Source organism: Nocardia sp. CNY236, assembly GCF_000482385.1.
GTDB lineage: Bacteria > Actinomycetota > Actinomycetes > Mycobacteriales > Mycobacteriaceae > Nocardia.
This window is the reverse complement of record NZ_AXVD01000022.1, coordinates 100,413-116,303: the sequence shown is the minus strand read 5'-3', so window position 1 is coordinate 116,303 and position 15,891 is coordinate 100,413. Positions and strand designations below refer to the sequence as shown.

The window sequence follows — 15,891 nt, the reverse complement described above, 5'->3', positions numbered from 1 at the left end:
CGAGTGACCCAGCTCAAAGAGGGTTGGTGCGCCGACCACGAACCGGTACAACCGCAACCGGTCGTCACCGACGCGCAGCAACAGGTGCTGGCGGCCCGTGCCGATCAGTTCAGTCGGTATCACGATGCCCGCCGCGACGGGGATCACGACCTGGCCGACGGCATCAAAGATTTGGTGGCTGATCTCGATGTCGAGCTGCGTGAACTCGGTGTGCGTGGCCGTCTACCGGCCCTCGAGCAGAAGCCCAAGCGTGGGGCGAAGTCGACCCGGCGCCGTGACGACCTACCGGACCTGCCGCGGAAGAAGGTTGCGCGCACCACGATCGGCACCGCCTACGCCAACGGTAGGTATCGGCCCTCGACGTTCCACACCCTGACCGTCGATTCCTACGGTGGGATCAACCGGGTCCGAGATGAGGACACCGGGCAGATGGTGTCGGATGGTTCACCACGCGACCCGGACGCCTACGACTACGCGCGAGCGGCCCGCGACATCATGCACGTCAAAGCGTTGTTCGACCGGTGGATACAGAACCTGCGGCGTGCGGTGGGCTGGAATGTGCAGTACTGGGGTTCGGTCGAACCGCAGAAACGCGGCGCCCCCCACATCCACCTCGCGATCCGGGGTTCGATCCCGACGAAACTGCTGTATCAGGTGACCGCGGCGACCTACCGCAACATTTGGTGGCCGCACTTCGATCGGGAGGTCTACACCGGCGACCGGATGCCGGTGTGGGATCACAGCGCCGCCACGTTCGTGGACCCGAACACCAGACAGCCACTGACCTACTGGGATGACGCGCTGGAGGTGATCGATTCCGTCGATGACATCGAGCCCGCGCACACGCTGCGGTTCGGTGGTCAGTCCAAGCCGATTCAGATCATCGCGGGCACCCCGGAAATGGATCGCAAGGTCGGGTATCTGACCAAATACCTCACCAAGTCCGTCGCTGAAGTCCTCGACTCCGACAGTCCCCGCGTCAACCGCCACTACGAGCGTTTGCACGCCGAGCTTCAGCGCACCCCGTGTTCACCGACGTGTGCGGTGTGGCTGCGCTACGGCATCGTGCCCAAAGGTGCCAGCGACAAGACCCAGCCGGGTCGCTGCCGGGGCCGTAACCATCGCCGGGACCTGCTCGGTGTCCCCGGTAAACGGTGCGTGTCGTCCACGAAGTGGAGCGGTAAGACCATCCCTGATCACAAGGCCGAACGCCTGGAATTCGTTCGCAACGAACTCGCCGCGATCGGCATCATCCCACCCGATACCTCCCACCTGCGGATCACCCCGGTCGGTCCTGGTGACCGGGACGTGCCTCCACGCTCGCATCTGGTGATGGCGCTCGTCGCGGCCCGGATCACCCAACGCGCCCAATGCACCAACGCCCGCCTCGCCACCGCGCAAGGACCGCCAGCACCCGAAGAGTGTTCGGCAATCCCGGTGGCGGCATAAGAGAAACAGGCAAGGTATGAGTGAGAAGTTTATGACCGTGCAGCAGGCGGCAGACGTGTTGCTGGTCTCCAGATACAGCATCTATCAGCTGATCTGGTCGGGACAGGTTCAGTCGGTCACCATCGGCCGGTCCCGCCGGATCATCCGGCAATCGTTTGATTTGTACGTGTCCGACCTGATCGACCAGGTTGCATAATGACAGCGAAGAAACCCGCTCGAAAGAGGAACCCGAACGGCTCAGGCAATATCAGCGTTCGGAAAGACGGCCGGTACGAGCTGAAATTGTTTGCGGACGCACCGGACGGGACCCGGAAACGGATCAGCGTTTACACAGCCACGTGGGAAGAGGCCGATGCCGAGCGAACCCGGCTCAAGGAGTTGCAGCGTCGGGCGATTCCCGTTGACGTGACGACTATGACCGTTCGGCAGTACCTCCAGTACTGGTTGGAGAACATGGTTGAGCCGACTGTCCGGCCAACCACCTATGTCACCTGGGAAGCACTGGTTCGGCTGTACATGGTTCCGGGGCTCGGTCGGTACAAGCTTCGGTCGTTGCAGGCCAAGCACGTTCGTGACTGGCTGACCAAGGTCTCTCGGCAATGCCAGTGCTGCGCCCAGAAGAAGGATGCCAAACGGGCCGAGAAGGGCAAGGCTCGCTGCTGCGCTCGGACTCCGGCGGCGTGCTGTGAACAATTTCCCAGCACCGGGACGCTCCGGACGATCCTCCGGGTTCTGCGTGCTGCGGTGCAAGATGCGGTGGAGGACGATCTACTGGCCCGCAATGTGACGAAGCAGGTCAAGATGCCCGCCGGCCGCGTGCGCAAGGAGAAGCCCTGGTCCGAGGATGAGGCGTTGCGCTTTCTGGATACGGCGAAGGATCACCCGCTGTACGCGCTGTGGTCGGTGGCTCTGGCGATTGGGCTACGCCGCGGTGAGGCACTCGGCCTGCGGTGGACTGATGTGGACCTGACCGGTGGGACGATCGATATTTCGCAGGCGTTGTATCGAGTCGGTGGCCGGCTGGATCTGTTCGACGTCAAGACCGAAGGTTCGGAGGCGACGGTGCCGCTTCCGCCCAGGCTGCTCGAGCTCCTTCGGCAACATCAGCGGGACCAGCTTCAGGACGTGGTGGTATCGGCGGCGAACCGGTTGGGCCTGGTGTTCACGACGACCAAGGGCACGCCGCTGGAACCGCGCAACGTCAATCGGGCGTTTACCGAGCTGGTGAAGAAGGCTGGTGTACGACCGATCCGCCTGCATGACCTTCGCCACTCGTGCGCGACGCTGCTGTTCGCTCAGGGCGTGGAGGCCGCGACTGTGCAGCGGATCTTGCGTCATAGCTCGATCTCGACGACCACGAGCATCTACATGGATGTGATCGAACGGGTGCAGCGCGAGGCGGTGGCGGGAATGGACGGGCTGTTCCGGGACCGAGGGTGACTGTCGTCAAAAACTGTCGTCATCGGCCCCGGGATCCCAGGAAAACGTGGAGCCGCCTAGGAGAATCGAACTCCTGACCTTTTCATTACGAGTGAAGCGCTCTACCGACTGAGCTAAGGCGGCGTACCTTTCGGCTAAGCGAGTCTAGCGTCTTGCGGACCTATCGCGAAAACCGGTGGTCACGACCATTGCGCGCGGGCTGCGAGCAGCGCCGCTGCCATCGCTGCGAGTGCGAAGCGGGGTTTGACGTTCTGGTCGAGAGCTTCGCGGCAGGCGAGAACTGCCTCGACGGACGAAAGCAAGCCCTCCGGTCGTATTCGAGCGGCCAAATCGTGGATCTGGTCGGAAAGATCCGGGTGCGTGAGGGCAACCCCGGAACCTCGGCCGGCAGCGCCGAACCGGACAGCCAATGCGTCACGATAGACGCCTGCCACATCGATGAGGGCCAGATCGAGGGCATCGCGGCCGGTACGGGTGGCTCGAGATTTCTGTCGTCGTTCCAAGTCCTTCAATGCGCCCGCGGAACCGCGAGTGGCGCCCGCAGTGCCTTTGCCGACTCCGCCAGCTCCCAGCGCCGTCGCAAGTTCCTCGCGTTCGAGTTCGTCGCGGGCGGCGCTCATCTGTTTGGCGTCGTCGTCGGCAGCGCGCACCAGATCGTCGGCGGCGGCGTAGGCGGCTGCCGGCTCACCGACCGCAGCGACCAGCGCCAAGGCACTCCGGCGACGTGCACGTGCCTGTTCATCGGTAGCAAGCCTGCGGGCGCGCCCGACGTGCCCGCCGCACACCGAAGCTGCCCACATCGCGGTCTTCTCGTCCAGATCGTCACGGCTGCGCAGTACGCCTGCGATATCGGACACCGACGGCGGCGCCAAGTGCACCTGCCTACAGCGGGAACGCAAGGTAACCGAAATGTCCTCGGGGGCCACCGAGGGAGCGCACAACAGGAAAACAGTCCGGGCCGGCGGCTCTTCCACCACCTTGAGCAGCACATTTCCTGCCGCTTCGGTCAACCGGTCGGCGTCCTCGACGACCACCACCTGCCACCGCCCGGTACTCGGCCGGCGCGAAGCGACCTGCACGATGTCGCGCATCTCCCGGGTGCCGATGCTCAACCCTTCGGGTATCACCCGGCGAACATCGCCGTGCGTACCGGCCAGTGTCGTCGCGCACGCATGACACGTGCCGCACCCCGGGGTGGTCGGGGCCGTGCACTGCAACGCGGCCGCGAAGCACATCGCCGCAACAGACCTCCCGGAGCCCGGCGGACCGGTGAACAACCACGAATGCGTCATCGCTCCCCCCACCGTGCCCGCTCGAGCCGCAATGGCGGCAGCCGTCAAGTCGGACTCGATCACCTCTTGGCCGATCAACCGATCGAAGACACCCACCACGCCAACCACCCTAGCTGTGCACGCCGACGCTTTCTGCCGCAGCCGCCGGTGGGTCCGAGGTTGTCTGTTGTAGCATGGGCGCCGTGTTCATCTCGACTTGGGCAATCCGGATCCGCCGCTTCTAGCGGCGGATAGCGACCTTTTCCAATACGCTCCGCCGCTTTCAGCACGTCAGTTGCTGGGCGGCAATGCGATGCCGCCCGGGCCATCCCGAAACGCCCGGAGTCGAAACCCATGCCTACCTATCGTGCCGGCCGCCACGAACTCGGCCAGAACTTCCTCACCGACCGAAAGACGATCGATACCATCGTTGGCCTCGTGTCTCGAACGGACGGGCCGATCATCGAGATCGGCCCCGGCGACGGCGCGCTGACGCTACCGTTGCAAGACCTTTGTCGGCCGATCACCGCAATCGAAATCGACGGGCGACATGTGCGATCGCTTCGCAAACGTGTCGGCCCGCTCACGTCGATCGTGCACGACGACTTTCTGCACTATCGCCTGCCTCGAACGCCACACACGATCGTGGGAAATCTGCCGTTTCATCAAACGACGGCCATGCTTCGGCGAATGCTGCATACCGAACACTGGACGACAGCCGTGTTGATGGTGCAATGGGAAGTGGCACGCCGGAGAGCGGCGGTGGGTGGAGCAACCATGATGACTGCCCAGTCGTGGCCCTGGTATGACTTCTCCCTGGTCAGCCGAGCACCCGCTTCGGTGTTCGATCCTCGTCCGGGCGTCGACGGCGGGCTGATGACGATGACACGACGAACCATCCCACTCCTGGACCCGACGCAACGTGGCCGATACACCGCGTTCGTCCACGCCGTCTTCACTGCCAAAGGCCGAGGCTTGCCCCAGATATTGCCACGGGTGGCCACAGCCCGAGCGAAAGCGGCGACGCGGAACTGGGTCGCCGCGCAGCGCTTGCGGAGCACATCGCTACCGCGTGATCTCTCCGCCGAACAGTGGGCCGATATTTTCACGATCATCGACCCCGGTACTCCGGCGACCGGGCGGAATCGGGAAATGAGCTGACCCGACCGCAGGGTCACCCTGGTCGGTCAGGCCTTGGCGGCGGTGTTCCTCGCTGCCGCTGAGGCCGTGGTCTTCGTGGCCGCCCCAGTCTTCGTGGCCGCCGTTGTAGCCCCGGTTTTTTTCGCGGCGGTTTTCTTCGCGGCGGTTTTCTTCGCGGCGGTCTTCTTGGCCGCGCTCTTCTTCGGGGCAGCCTTCTTGGCAGCGGTCTTCTTGGCGGCGGTCTTCTTGGCGGCGGTCTTCTTCGTCGCTCGCTTCACTGGTCCGCGTGCTCGCCGGTCAGCGAGCAACTCCATGCCCCGCTCCGGTGTCATCGACTCGACCTCGTCGCCCTTGCGCAATGTCGCGTTGGTCTCCCCATCGGTCACATACGGTCCGAAGCGACCATCCTTGATCACCATTGGTTTACCAGTTGCCGAGTCAGCGCCAAGCTCACGCAGCGGAGCCGCGGTCGAAGCCCGCCGGCCGCGACGCTTCGGCTCCGAATAGATCTTCAGCGCCTCCTCCAGCGTCACAGCGAAAATCTGGCCCTCGGTATCGAGCGATCGGGAATCGGTTCCCTTCTTCAAATACGGCCCGTAGCGCCCGTTCTGCGCGGTGATCTCCTCGCCCGTAGCCGGATCCGTACCGACCACCCGCGGTAGCGACAGCAGCTCGAGCGCATCCTCCAGCGTGATCGTCGCAAGGTCCATGGATCTGAACAGTGATCCGGTCCGAGGCTTGGGCGCCACAGCCTTCTTGGTGGTCTTCTTGGCAGACTCCTGCCCTTGCGCCGGCTGCGGGCTCGGTAGCACCTCGGTGACATAGGGGCCGAAACGCCCCTCCTTGGCAACAATTTCGTGGCCGGACTCCGGGTCGACTCCGAGAGAACGTCCCTCCTGAGGCGTCGCGAACAACTTCTCGGCGACCTCAGGAGTCAGTTCGTCCGGTGGAAGATCGTCGGGCAGATTGGCGCGCTGGGATACCGAATCACCTTCCGGATGTTCGGGATCAGCGACCATCCGTTCCAGATATGGCCCATACCTGCCGACCCGGACCACGATGTCACGCCCGTCGGAATCGCTGAACAGCTTGATGGAGTTGATCTCCCGCGCATCGATATCGTCGAGTCGATCCCCGACCATCTTCTTCAGTCCGCCCGACCTCGCCACCGAACCCTCTACGCCGTGCTCACCGCCGAAATAGAAGCTGGACAACCAGTTACCGCGCTGCTGGCGTCCGCCCGCGATCGCATCCAGATCGTCCTCCATCGCGGCGGTGAAATCGAAGTCGACCAATCGGCCGAAATGCTCTTCCAACAGACCGATGACAGCAAAAGCCACCCAGGACGGAACGAGCGCGCTGCCGCGCTTGTAGACATACCCTCGGTCGAGGATCGTATTGATGATCGACGAATACGTCGACGGACGCCCGATGCCGAGTTCCTCGAGGGTCTTGATCAACGACGCCTCGGTGAAGCGTGCTGGCGGATTCGTGCTGTGCCCATCGGGATTCAACTCGACCGCAGTGACCGCGTGACCTTTCTCCAATGCGGGCAACCGGGATTCGGCGTCGTCGGACTGTCCGCCGGCCTCTTCATCGACACTCTCGACATAGGCTTTCAAGAACCCGGGGAATGTGAGGGTACGGCCCGACGCGGAGAACACACACTCTTCGCCGCTGCTGGCAACACCAGTGATGCGCAAGGTCAACGTGGTGCCCGCGGCATTGGCCATCTGTGAGGCGATCGTGCGCTGCCAGATGAGTTCGTACAGCCGGAACTCGTCGTTGTCCAATCGGGTGTGTAGCTGACCAGGTGTCGCGAACGTGTCGCCCGCCGGACGGATCGCTTCGTGGGCCTCTTGTGCGTTCTTCACCTTGCGGGTGTACTGCCGCGCAGTCGAGTGTAGATACTGCGCGCCGTAGAGCTGAGTCGCCTGCGCCCGGGCCGCGGCGATCGCGGGCTCCGACAGGGCTGTCGAGTCGGTGCGCATATAGGTGATGTAGCCGTTTTCGTACAGCCGCTGCGCTACCCGCATCGTCCGCTCGGAAGTGAAACGCAGCTTGCGTCCCGCCTCCTGCTGCAGCGTCGAGGTCATGAAGGGCGGATAGGGTTTGCGACTGTAGGGCTTGGCCTCTGCCGAGGACACCACCAGGTCGGCACCGGCCAGCCCCGCCGACAGACGTCGCGCGTCTGCTTCGTTCAGCACTACGGTGCCAGTGGTCTGCGCCGAGTTGGTTGTGGCCTTGAGACGGCCGTCCGACCCGAAGTCTCGTCCAGAGGCGACCCTCGCGCCTGCCACGGCGACCAAGCGGGCGCTGAAAATCTGCGGATCGGAAGCGTCGTCTTGCTTGCCACCACCCGCATTCAGCCGGGCGACAATGTCCCAATATTCTGCCGAACGGAACGACATCCGGTCCCGCTCACGCTGCACGATCACCCGAGTCGCCACGGACTGGACACGGCCTGCCGACAAGCGCGGCATGACCTTCTTCCACAACACCGGGCTGACCTCGTACCCATAGAGCCGATCCAGGATACGACGAGTCTCTTGCGCGTCGACCAAATCGCTGTCGAGGTCGCGAGTGTCCGCCGCGGCCGCTCGGATGGCCGGCTCGGTGATCTCGTGAAAGACCATCCGCCGAACGGGCACCTTCGGCTTGAGCGTCTCGAGCAGGTGCCAGGCGATTGCCTCGCCCTCGCGGTCCGGGTCGGTGGCCAGGTAGAGCTCGTCGGCGTCCTTCAGCAAGCCCTTGAGCTCGGTGACCTTGGCCTTCTTGTTGGCGCTCACCACGTAGATGGGTTCGAAGTCGTTGTCCACGTCCACGCCGAGTCGAGCCCACGACTGCCCCTTGTACTTGGCCGGGACGTCCGCTGCACCCCTGGGCAGATCTCGAATGTGGCCGACCGACGCCTCCACCGTGTAGTTGCGGCCGAGATAGGGCGCGATCTTGCGGGCCTTGGTCGGGGACTCGACGATCACGAGACGACGCAGGGGTTCACCCTGGTCGGCTGTACCGCGGTCTCGTGTTGCCACCGGGGAATACACCTTTCCTGATCGACCCGCGCTGCGTTGTTCGGGTGCGCGCGGCTGGGGTAACGGCTGCGACGGCTGAGCATCGCCACCAGACACGTTTATACCGTGACGCCGCATCCGGTCGAGCGCTCCGACTCGAACCACACCACGCACGGGCGCCAACTCGACTCAGTATGCCTTGTCCCGTCGCCGGCGGGTATCGTGCCGTTCCCTCGGGTCGTGTCTACCCCGAATACAGCTCGTCCCTCACCTCCGGTAACCGGCGGTGAGGGACGAGCGGTAGTGTGGCGCGCTCAGCTGAGCGCGCGTACTCCGGTGGCCTGAGGGCCCTTGGTACCCTGGCCGACCTCGAACTCGACCTTCTGGTTCTCCTCGAGGGTGCGGAAACCCGTCCCCTGGATCTCGGAGTAGTGGACGAAGACGTCAGCGGAGCCGTCCTCCGGCGCAATGAAGCCGAACCCCTTCTCCGCATTGAACCACTTCACAGTTCCCTGTGCCATTCTGTTCCTTCTCTTTTCTTACCGGAACGGCGGACAACTGGGTTCGTCCACCGGGTCCGTTCCGACCGTTGTACTGTTGGCTCCCCTATGGGAAAGCATCGAGCACATCGTTCGCAACGTCGATCCTGCTGACGGTTTGGACTTTGGATCCGTCCCTCGAACACAGAAGCTTGCGACCACGAACTAGTGAACCATGTCTTCGAGCAATTCAACAGTCGAGTTACCGACAATTTGCAAAAAAGTCGATCTTGCGAATGCGTAGGTGAGGATCACAATGTCAGAATCTGGACTCGAGGTACGTTTGCTTCCTGATAACCGAGTAGACGTTCAGCAAAGAAGCTGTGACCCGGGTCGCTATTTGGTATCGAATTGGTGGGTGCGACTTACCAGCTACACATGTTTCGCACTATCCGAGCGTGTCCGGGAGGGCGTCCAGTGAATCCGGCGGAGTCACCGAGCCGCGCGCGGCCTCGAAGAGATCTCAGCTATGGGGCAGCGTTGCTGAATCGTGTTTTGACAGGCACCAGCGACACCCGCCTGACGCACGCAATCGAACTGCCAGCGCGTCCAGCGGAACATTCCCCGTGGCCCACATGGTCATCGCCAGAAGTGCGAGCGGCATTACAGGAGACCGGTGTGCAGACTCCATGGCGTCACCAGGTCGAGACAGCAAATTCGGCGTTCGGTGGCGAACATGTGATCGTGAGCACCGGAACCGCGTCAGGGAAATCGCTCGGCTATCAGCTTCCGGTGCTCACGACGCTGCAGGCGGATGGACAGGGCACCGCGTTGTATCTCGCACCGACCAAAGCCCTCGCTGCCGACCAACTGCGCACGGTCGGCGCACTGACCCACGAAAGCCCGCTGCGCCATATCCATCCAGCCGCCTACGATGGCGATACCTCCGCCGAGATTCGGCAATGGGTGCGCACCAATGCACGTTGGATGTTCACCAACCCCGACATGCTGCACGCCGGAATCCTGAGGTCGCACCAACGCTGGGCGCGCGTACTGCGCGGATTGCGCTACGTGGTCGTCGACGAGTGCCATGCCTATCGGGGAATCTTCGGTTCGCACGTCGCGCTGGTGCTGCGAAGGCTACGCCGGGTCGCGCAGAGATACGGGGCAGATCCGGTGTTCGTGCTGTGCTCGGCGACCACGGCCGAGCCGGAGGTAGCGGCATCCCGGCTGATCGGCGCCCCCTGTGTCGCAGTCACCGCCGACGGCTCTCCCAGAGGCCCACGGATGGTCGCATTGTGGGAGCCGCCCCTGCTCGGCACCCTGACCGGTGAAAACGGCGCACCGGTCCGGCGAGCAGCCACGATCGAAGCCGCGCGAATCATGGCCGACCTGGTGAGCGAAGGCGCTCGAACCTTGACATTCGTCCGCTCACGTCGGGGCGCCGAATCGACGGCGATTGCTGCCAGGAGTCTGCTGGCCGAGGTCGATCCGGACCTGGCGGCACGGGTAGCGTCCTATCGAGCGGGATACCTGGCCGAAGACCGGCGCGATCTGGAATCGAAACTGTCCGACGGGTCGCTGTTGGGTGTGGCGACCACCAATGCCCTGGAACTCGGCGTCGATATCGCAGGCTTGGATGCGGTGATCGTCTCGGGCTTTCCCGGAACGGTCGCGTCGTTCTGGCAGCAGGCCGGACGGGCCGGACGGCGCCTCCAAGGATCTCTGGTGGTGCTGGTGGCGCGAGATGATCCGCTCGACACATACCTGGTCCGACATCCCGAAGCGCTGCTGGACATGCCGGTCGAGGCCACCGTCACCGATCCGCGCAATCCGTATGTGCTCGGACCGCAACTTCTGTGCGCCGCGGTCGAGTCGCCACTCACCGATTTCGAAGTGGACGAGTTCGGTGCGCGAGAGATCGTGCGCGATCTGGCAGCACGAGGATTGCTCAGACGACGCGGATTGCAGGATCGCGCGCGATGGCATGTGACCACACGAACACTGCCACACGACATGGTCGACGTCCGGGGAGGAATCGATGCACCCGTAGCCATCGTGGACGGCGAAACAGGCAGGTTACTAGGTACTGCAGACGCCGGGCGCGCGCTGGCAACCCTGCACCCGGGGGCCGTGCATCTACACCAGGGCGAAACCTACGTCGTCGACGAACTGGACCTCGGCGCCGGTGTCGCTGTGGTGCACCCCACCGAACCCGGATGGACCACGAGCGCGCGACAAGTCACAACGATCACCATCGATGAAGTGGTGGCGCGCAGCGATCACGATCACGATCACGTGACGGTCGGGCTGGCACACGTACGCGTTACCAACCAAGTGGTCGGCTACTTGCGAACCCTGCCTACCGGCGAAGTGCTCGACCTGGTCGAACTCGACCTACCCCCACAGACGCTGGACACCACAGCCGTGATGTGCGCCGTGACTCCGCGGATACTGGCATCGGCGGGAGTCGAATCCCGCGACGTCCTCGGAGTTCTACACGCCGCCGAGCACGCAGCGATCGGTCTGTTGCCGCTGGTCGCGACGTGCGATCGCTGGGATATCGGCGGAGTCTCCAGTGCCGAGCACCCAGACACCGGTCTCCCCACGGTATTCGTCTACGACGGCCAGGCCGGTGGGGCCGGTTTCGCCGAACGCGGGTTCACTCGACTGCGGCAGTGGCTTTCGGCCACCTTGGCAGTCGTCGAATCGTGTGCATGTGCGACCGGCTGCCCATCCTGTGTCCAGTCACCGACGTGCGGCAATGGGAACCACCCGCTGGACAAACCGGGTGCGGCGCGCCTGCTCACGGCTGTGCTTGCCGAACTTTCAGTGGAGACCGTCGACCAAGCGCGCGACCGGTAAACCGCGATGCGCATGCCGCCTCACAGTTCTTCCGCTTTGCCAGAGAGTTCATCTGGAAGCCCACAATGGTCCCGTCATGTGCCTATGAACCATTACCCGCCGACAATGGCGAATAATGGATGTAAGTTAACTACCCTATTGCTTCAATACAAATCGAGCAATAACGTATTCATTGATTTCATATAACGCCCGTATCAGGAAATGCACACTACAGCGGTGGACAGCCGCTGAATTACCGGTCCCCGCCAACATCGGACGAAGAGATCGGCGCGCAGGGATTCACACACTCGTCGGCGGGACCGGCTCGGGCGACCGCGCGAACCACCCGATCCCCATACAGACTTATTGGTAGGTTTCTCTCGGTGCTGATCGTGACATCCCACCCTGTGACAGTGCAGCTCTGGATCCGCACCTGCATCCGCTCAGCCAAATCTTCCGCCTCCGCACATGCGGCCTCCGTTCCATCCACCACAACGGCTGCAGCAGCCAATGCCGCCAAATCCGCGGCAGCCTGCGCGTGATGGCGTGCCACAACTGTGACACCCACGTGAGATATCAACAATGTCACAGCGATCAGCGCGACCAGGGACGAACAGGCGAAAACGGTGGCAATACCTGCTGAACCTGCGCTGCTTTCTAGACCCTCGTGCGAAGCCGGTGGGTCCAGCCCGATGTCGTCGTGCCTACCCGATCGCAATCCGAATACCGATGGTCGGCAGCGAACAGAGTCCGCGCTCACGGAGTGGCTCCCGGCTCAACTGTGGCCACGACTTCAGCACGAAGTACGAGCAGCGGTAACAGCGGAGCCGGAGCCGATACCACTGCGACGATGTGTGCTCCTTCAGCTCGGACAGCGATGTCGGCCGACGGCGGAGCAACTCGTTCGGCAGCGGGAACGGCATTAGAATAGTCTCCACGCGCGGCCAGGCGTGCCGCCTCCCTGGCGGCGTCGACACAGCGCACCTGGGTCGACGCCGCCAACAAAGCACCGAGGCACAACACGACGGCAACGACGACTGCGCTGAGCGCGAGGGCGGCTTCGACTGTTACCGCACCACGATCATCACGCAACCGCACCGTGTCGATGCGATCGCCCCCGATCGCATCGACGGCTACACGGCAGTGCTCAGCGCGCGATCGATGATCTTCGTCAGCGCGTCGACGATACTGTCGCCGGTTACCACCGCATAGAGCACGGCACCGAACGCCGCCGCCGCCACGGTGCCGATCGCATATTCTGCCGTGCTCATGCCATCGTCTGCGACCACTACCTCGGCCAGTCGACCGCGTAGGTGTGCATACGCCACCTCCAGCCTCCGACCGGCAGCCCTGCTCGCTTGCTCTATTCCCACCGGATTCCCCTCTCATTACAACCCGTGCGGCTTCTCCGCACGCGAACGCTGTCGGCGGACGCAGCGCCGCGGCTACGCATCGCCGAGAAATACCGAACAGACTGGCCGAGTCTGGCGAATGCCCAGTTGTGCACGCGGCGCATGGATGCGTCACAGCAGGTCTCCACTGAGCACCCGACCAGCCAGTCCGATCACAACGGGCACAATGCCCAAGCACACGAATGCGGGCAGAAAACACAGACCCAACGGCCCGCCGATCATCACAGTCGCGCGTTCGGACCGCGCCGCGGCCAGATCCTCGACAGCGGCTCTCTGTTGTTCGGCCAGCTCTCCGATTGCGACCGCCAGAGAGGCTCCGGACCGTGCCGAACGCCGGGCAATCCGGGTGAGTGACGTGATCTCGGCGGGTCCCGAACCTCCCGCGCCTTCCTGGGCCGCGTGATCCCACGCCACGGCCGGGTCGGCACCCAGAGCGAGGAGATCGGCCGCCCGCCGCAACGCCTCGCCGAGCGGTTCCGGCGCCTCCGGCGCTACAGCTCGGGCTGCACCCGCCAAAGGGAGCCCGGCCCGCACACACGCGGCCAACAGGTCGAAAATCGATGCGGAGGCCAATGGATCGGCGCCCTGCTTGCCTCTGCTCGATGATTCGACCTGCCCGTCGTCGGACCTGAAGCGCAGGGTGTGCAATCGCCGAGTCACCGCGACCCGGTCCGGCAACACCAGCACACCAGTCGCCAGTAGCAGCATCGGCACAACCATTGCCGTGGATGGGATCATTTCGACCAACCATTCGAGGTCGAGCGTGGCCGGTGCACGGAGTGTCCGTCGACCTGCACCATCGGTCCACAACGCCGGTGAAGAGTCACGGTGTATGGCGGGGTGATCCAAAGCAGTGCCCTCATATCGACGCCTTTCGGGTGATGGCATCGGTCCACAGCAGACCGGCGCATGCCAACCCCGCACCGAGCGGCAACAGCACTGTTCCCACCGCTGAACCGAACAGCACGTAGAGAGGGGCAGCACCCATCAGGTGGCCGAGTGCTATACCGACGCATGGCAGGCAAGCCAGGACCGTACCTGTGGCGCGGGCGCCGGCAAGCGCAGCAGTGGCGCGATTGTGTAATCGAATGCGTCCGGCGAGATCGATGCGAGCTGCCGCCAACAGCTCGGCGAGCGCCAAGCCATGTCGCTCGGCGACTTTCCAGGCCCCAGCAACACGCGCGAGCTCTGTCGCAACCGAGGAATCCGGACGGAGCAACCCCTCTGCCACGGAACCGCCGAGTCTGCTACGCGCTGCGCCAACAGCGAAAGCGCGTGCTGGGTCACCGTGCGTGTCTGTCGCCACGATTGCGGCAGCCACACCAGGATGGGATCCCACCCGCAACTCAGCTATCACCGCTTCCAACGCTTCGAGCAGGTGACTCCGCTCGACAGTCCTGCGCCGTGCTCGTATGCCGGAACGTACGCGGAGCCCGGTGGTCGCGGCAACCATCACCGCTGTGAGGAACGGCCCAGGCCCCAAGGTGACGAGCACCGCCGAAGCGGCAACAATCGAGCCGATTCGTAGTGCCAGTCTCGGTGCGGCGATTGTTCGCGGGCTGTCGGTCCGAAACAACACTCGCGACAGCCGACGTCGCGCCGTGGGAGCCGGGACCATCACCAGCGCCAACGAAACGCATACCAGTGCTGCCGCGCTCATCGGTCGAGCCGCTCGGCGAGGAGGCTGGACAGGTCCGCGGCTGCGGGGGCCTTGTCGGTCGTATGCCACGCAGGCGCTATCCGCACACGACCATCCACCGTACGGTCTACCAAGCCGACCTCGCAGAGTCTGCGGCTGCCATCGGATCGGCGATGTACGTGGAGAACAACGTGAACCGCGGCGGCAAGTTGGCTGTGCAACGCCGCTCGGTCCATACCGCCCAACGCGGCAAGCGCCTCCAGGCGTGCTGGCACCTCCGTCGGAGAGTTCGCGTGTACCGTGCCCGCGCCGCCGTCGTGGCCGGTGTTCAATGCGGTCAGCAGGTCGACTACCTCGGCACCTCTGACCTCACCGATCACAATGCGGTCCGGCCGCATACGAAGCGCCTGACGAACCAGGTCGCGTACGGTGACTGCACCGACACCTTCTACATTGGCGGTCCTGGCGACCAATCGGACCACATGCGGGTGCGGCGGCGCCAACTCGGCTGCATCCTCCACGCAAACGATCCGCTCCGCGGGATCCGCGGTGGCCAACAGGCCGGACAACAGTGTCGTTTTTCCTGCTCCTGTACCGCCGACCACGAGAAAGGCCAACCGCGCGCGGACAATCCGTTCCAGCAGAAGCTTCGCGTCTGCGGGCACCGCTCCCGCCTCGGCCAACGCGTCCAACCCCTGAGTGGCCGGCCGAAGTACTCGAAGCGATAGGCACGTGCCGTCGTGAGCGATCGGCGCCAATATCGCATGGACGCGGACTCCGAACGATTCACCCAACGCCGCGCCCGTTCCGGACAGTCGACCATCCACCCACGGTTGCGCGTCGTCGAGTCGCCGCCCCGCCGACAGCGCCAAACGCTGTGCCAGCCGACGGACCGCGGTCTCGTCGGGAAAGGTGACGGAGGTCTTCTCGAGTCCCCGGCCACGATCGATCCACACAGAGTCCGGCCCGGTGACCAGAACGTCCGCGACGTGTGGATCGTGCAGCAATGGTTCCAGCACGCCCGCACCGGTCATTTCTGTCTGCAACAGTCGCAGCGCGCGCAGCAAGTCGGTATCGCCCAGCACTCCGCCGGCCTCTGCCCGAATTGCGGCGGCAACTTGCGCCGGATCAGGGTCACCCGTCTTCGCAGCCAGCCGGTCTCGCACTCGATCCAATAGTTCACGCGTCAGCAGTGCGCTCATC

General features: G+C 64.0%; 14 protein-coding genes and 1 tRNA gene. 5 read left to right on the top strand and 10 right to left on the bottom strand.

Translation table 11 applies throughout. The features are described 5' to 3' along the window. From K940_RS33010 to K940_RS0114570, 3 genes are all read left to right on the top strand, one after another. Window positions 1-1,449: replication initiator (locus K940_RS33010; RefSeq protein ID WP_036528672.1), on the top strand; the 1,449-nt coding region annotated here is incomplete at its 5' end. A 16-nt stretch (window positions 1,450-1,465) separates the two neighbouring features. Further along, window positions 1,466-1,645, top strand: coding sequence for a helix-turn-helix domain-containing protein (locus tag K940_RS31650; RefSeq protein WP_028478155.1), 180 nt, complete (start codon window positions 1,466-1,468; stop codon window positions 1,643-1,645). Then, window positions 1,645-2,889 (top strand): site-specific integrase, encoded by a 1,245-nt coding sequence (locus tag K940_RS0114570; protein ID WP_028478154.1) that lies wholly within the window; start codon window positions 1,645-1,647, stop codon window positions 2,887-2,889. Before K940_RS31650 ends, K940_RS0114570 begins: the two co-directional genes overlap by 1 nt. A gap of 47 nt (window positions 2,890-2,936) precedes the next feature. Here the strand turns inward: K940_RS0114570 and K940_RS0114565 are convergent. Then, window positions 2,937-3,012: transfer RNA gene (locus K940_RS0114565), tRNA-Thr, on the bottom strand. Between the two features lie 56 nt (window positions 3,013-3,068). Continuing rightward, window positions 3,069-4,277, bottom strand: a complete 1,209-nt coding sequence (locus tag K940_RS0114560; protein ID WP_369797511.1) for a DNA polymerase III subunit delta' — start codon at window positions 4,275-4,277, stop codon at window positions 3,069-3,071. A 237-nt stretch (window positions 4,278-4,514) separates the two neighbouring features. On the opposite strand from K940_RS0114560, the gene erm reads away from it, so the two are divergent. Further along, entirely contained in the window at window positions 4,515-5,321 is an 807-nt protein-coding gene (gene erm / locus K940_RS0114555) for a 23S ribosomal RNA methyltransferase Erm (protein WP_028478152.1), read from the top strand. A 26-nt stretch (window positions 5,322-5,347) separates the two neighbouring features. Here erm and topA read toward each other — a convergent pair whose 3' ends face one another. Together topA and K940_RS0114545 are read right to left on the bottom strand one after the other, a co-directional pair. Continuing rightward, window positions 5,348-8,335, bottom strand: coding sequence for a type I DNA topoisomerase (gene topA / locus K940_RS28365; RefSeq protein WP_036528634.1), 2,988 nt, complete (start codon window positions 8,333-8,335; stop codon window positions 5,348-5,350). 293 nt (window positions 8,336-8,628) lie between these two features. Next, window positions 8,629-8,835 carry a cold-shock protein gene (locus tag K940_RS0114545; RefSeq protein WP_019044597.1) on the bottom strand — a complete coding sequence of 69 codons (207 nt, stop codon included), beginning with the start codon at window positions 8,833-8,835 and terminating at the stop codon, window positions 8,629-8,631. 396 nt (window positions 8,836-9,231) lie between these two features. On the opposite strand from K940_RS0114545, the gene K940_RS0114540 reads away from it, so the two are divergent. Continuing rightward, entirely contained in the window at window positions 9,232-11,658 is a 2,427-nt protein-coding gene (locus tag K940_RS0114540; RefSeq protein ID WP_051407195.1) for a DEAD/DEAH box helicase, read from the top strand. A 232-nt stretch (window positions 11,659-11,890) separates the two neighbouring features. Here K940_RS0114540 and K940_RS28360 read toward each other — a convergent pair whose 3' ends face one another. The 6 genes from K940_RS28360 to K940_RS0114510 all read right to left on the bottom strand — a co-directional run bounded on the left by K940_RS28360 (window position 11,891) and on the right by K940_RS0114510 (window position 15,890). Beyond that, the gene (locus tag K940_RS28360; RefSeq protein ID WP_369797509.1) at window positions 11,891-12,397 is read right to left on the bottom strand and encodes an Rv3654c family TadE-like protein; all 507 of its coding nucleotides are present in this window, start codon (window positions 12,395-12,397) and stop codon (window positions 11,891-11,893) included. Further along, complete coding sequence (locus K940_RS0114530) at window positions 12,394-12,735, bottom strand: TadE family type IV pilus minor pilin (protein ID WP_028478150.1); 342 nt, start codon at window positions 12,733-12,735, stop codon at window positions 12,394-12,396. The genes K940_RS28360 and K940_RS0114530 overlap by 4 nt, the downstream gene beginning before the upstream one ends. A 35-nt stretch (window positions 12,736-12,770) precedes the next feature. Continuing rightward, window positions 12,771-12,971: a DUF4244 domain-containing protein gene (locus K940_RS0114525; protein ID WP_028478149.1), complete on the bottom strand. Its 201-nt coding sequence runs from the start codon at window positions 12,969-12,971 to the stop codon at window positions 12,771-12,773. Window positions 12,972-13,160: 189 nt separating this feature from the next. Continuing rightward, window positions 13,161-13,787, bottom strand: coding sequence for a type II secretion system F family protein (locus K940_RS0114520; RefSeq protein WP_231390376.1), 627 nt, complete (start codon window positions 13,785-13,787; stop codon window positions 13,161-13,163). 121 nt (window positions 13,788-13,908) lie between these two features. Next, entirely contained in the window at window positions 13,909-14,709 is an 801-nt protein-coding gene (locus tag K940_RS0114515) for a type II secretion system F family protein (RefSeq protein ID WP_028478147.1), read from the bottom strand. After that, a complete protein-coding gene (locus K940_RS0114510; protein ID WP_028478146.1) occupies window positions 14,706-15,890 on the bottom strand; it encodes a TadA family conjugal transfer-associated ATPase in 1,185 nt (394 codons plus the stop codon). Before K940_RS0114510 ends, K940_RS0114515 begins: the two co-directional genes overlap by 4 nt. Window position 15,891 lies beyond the last annotated feature (1 nt).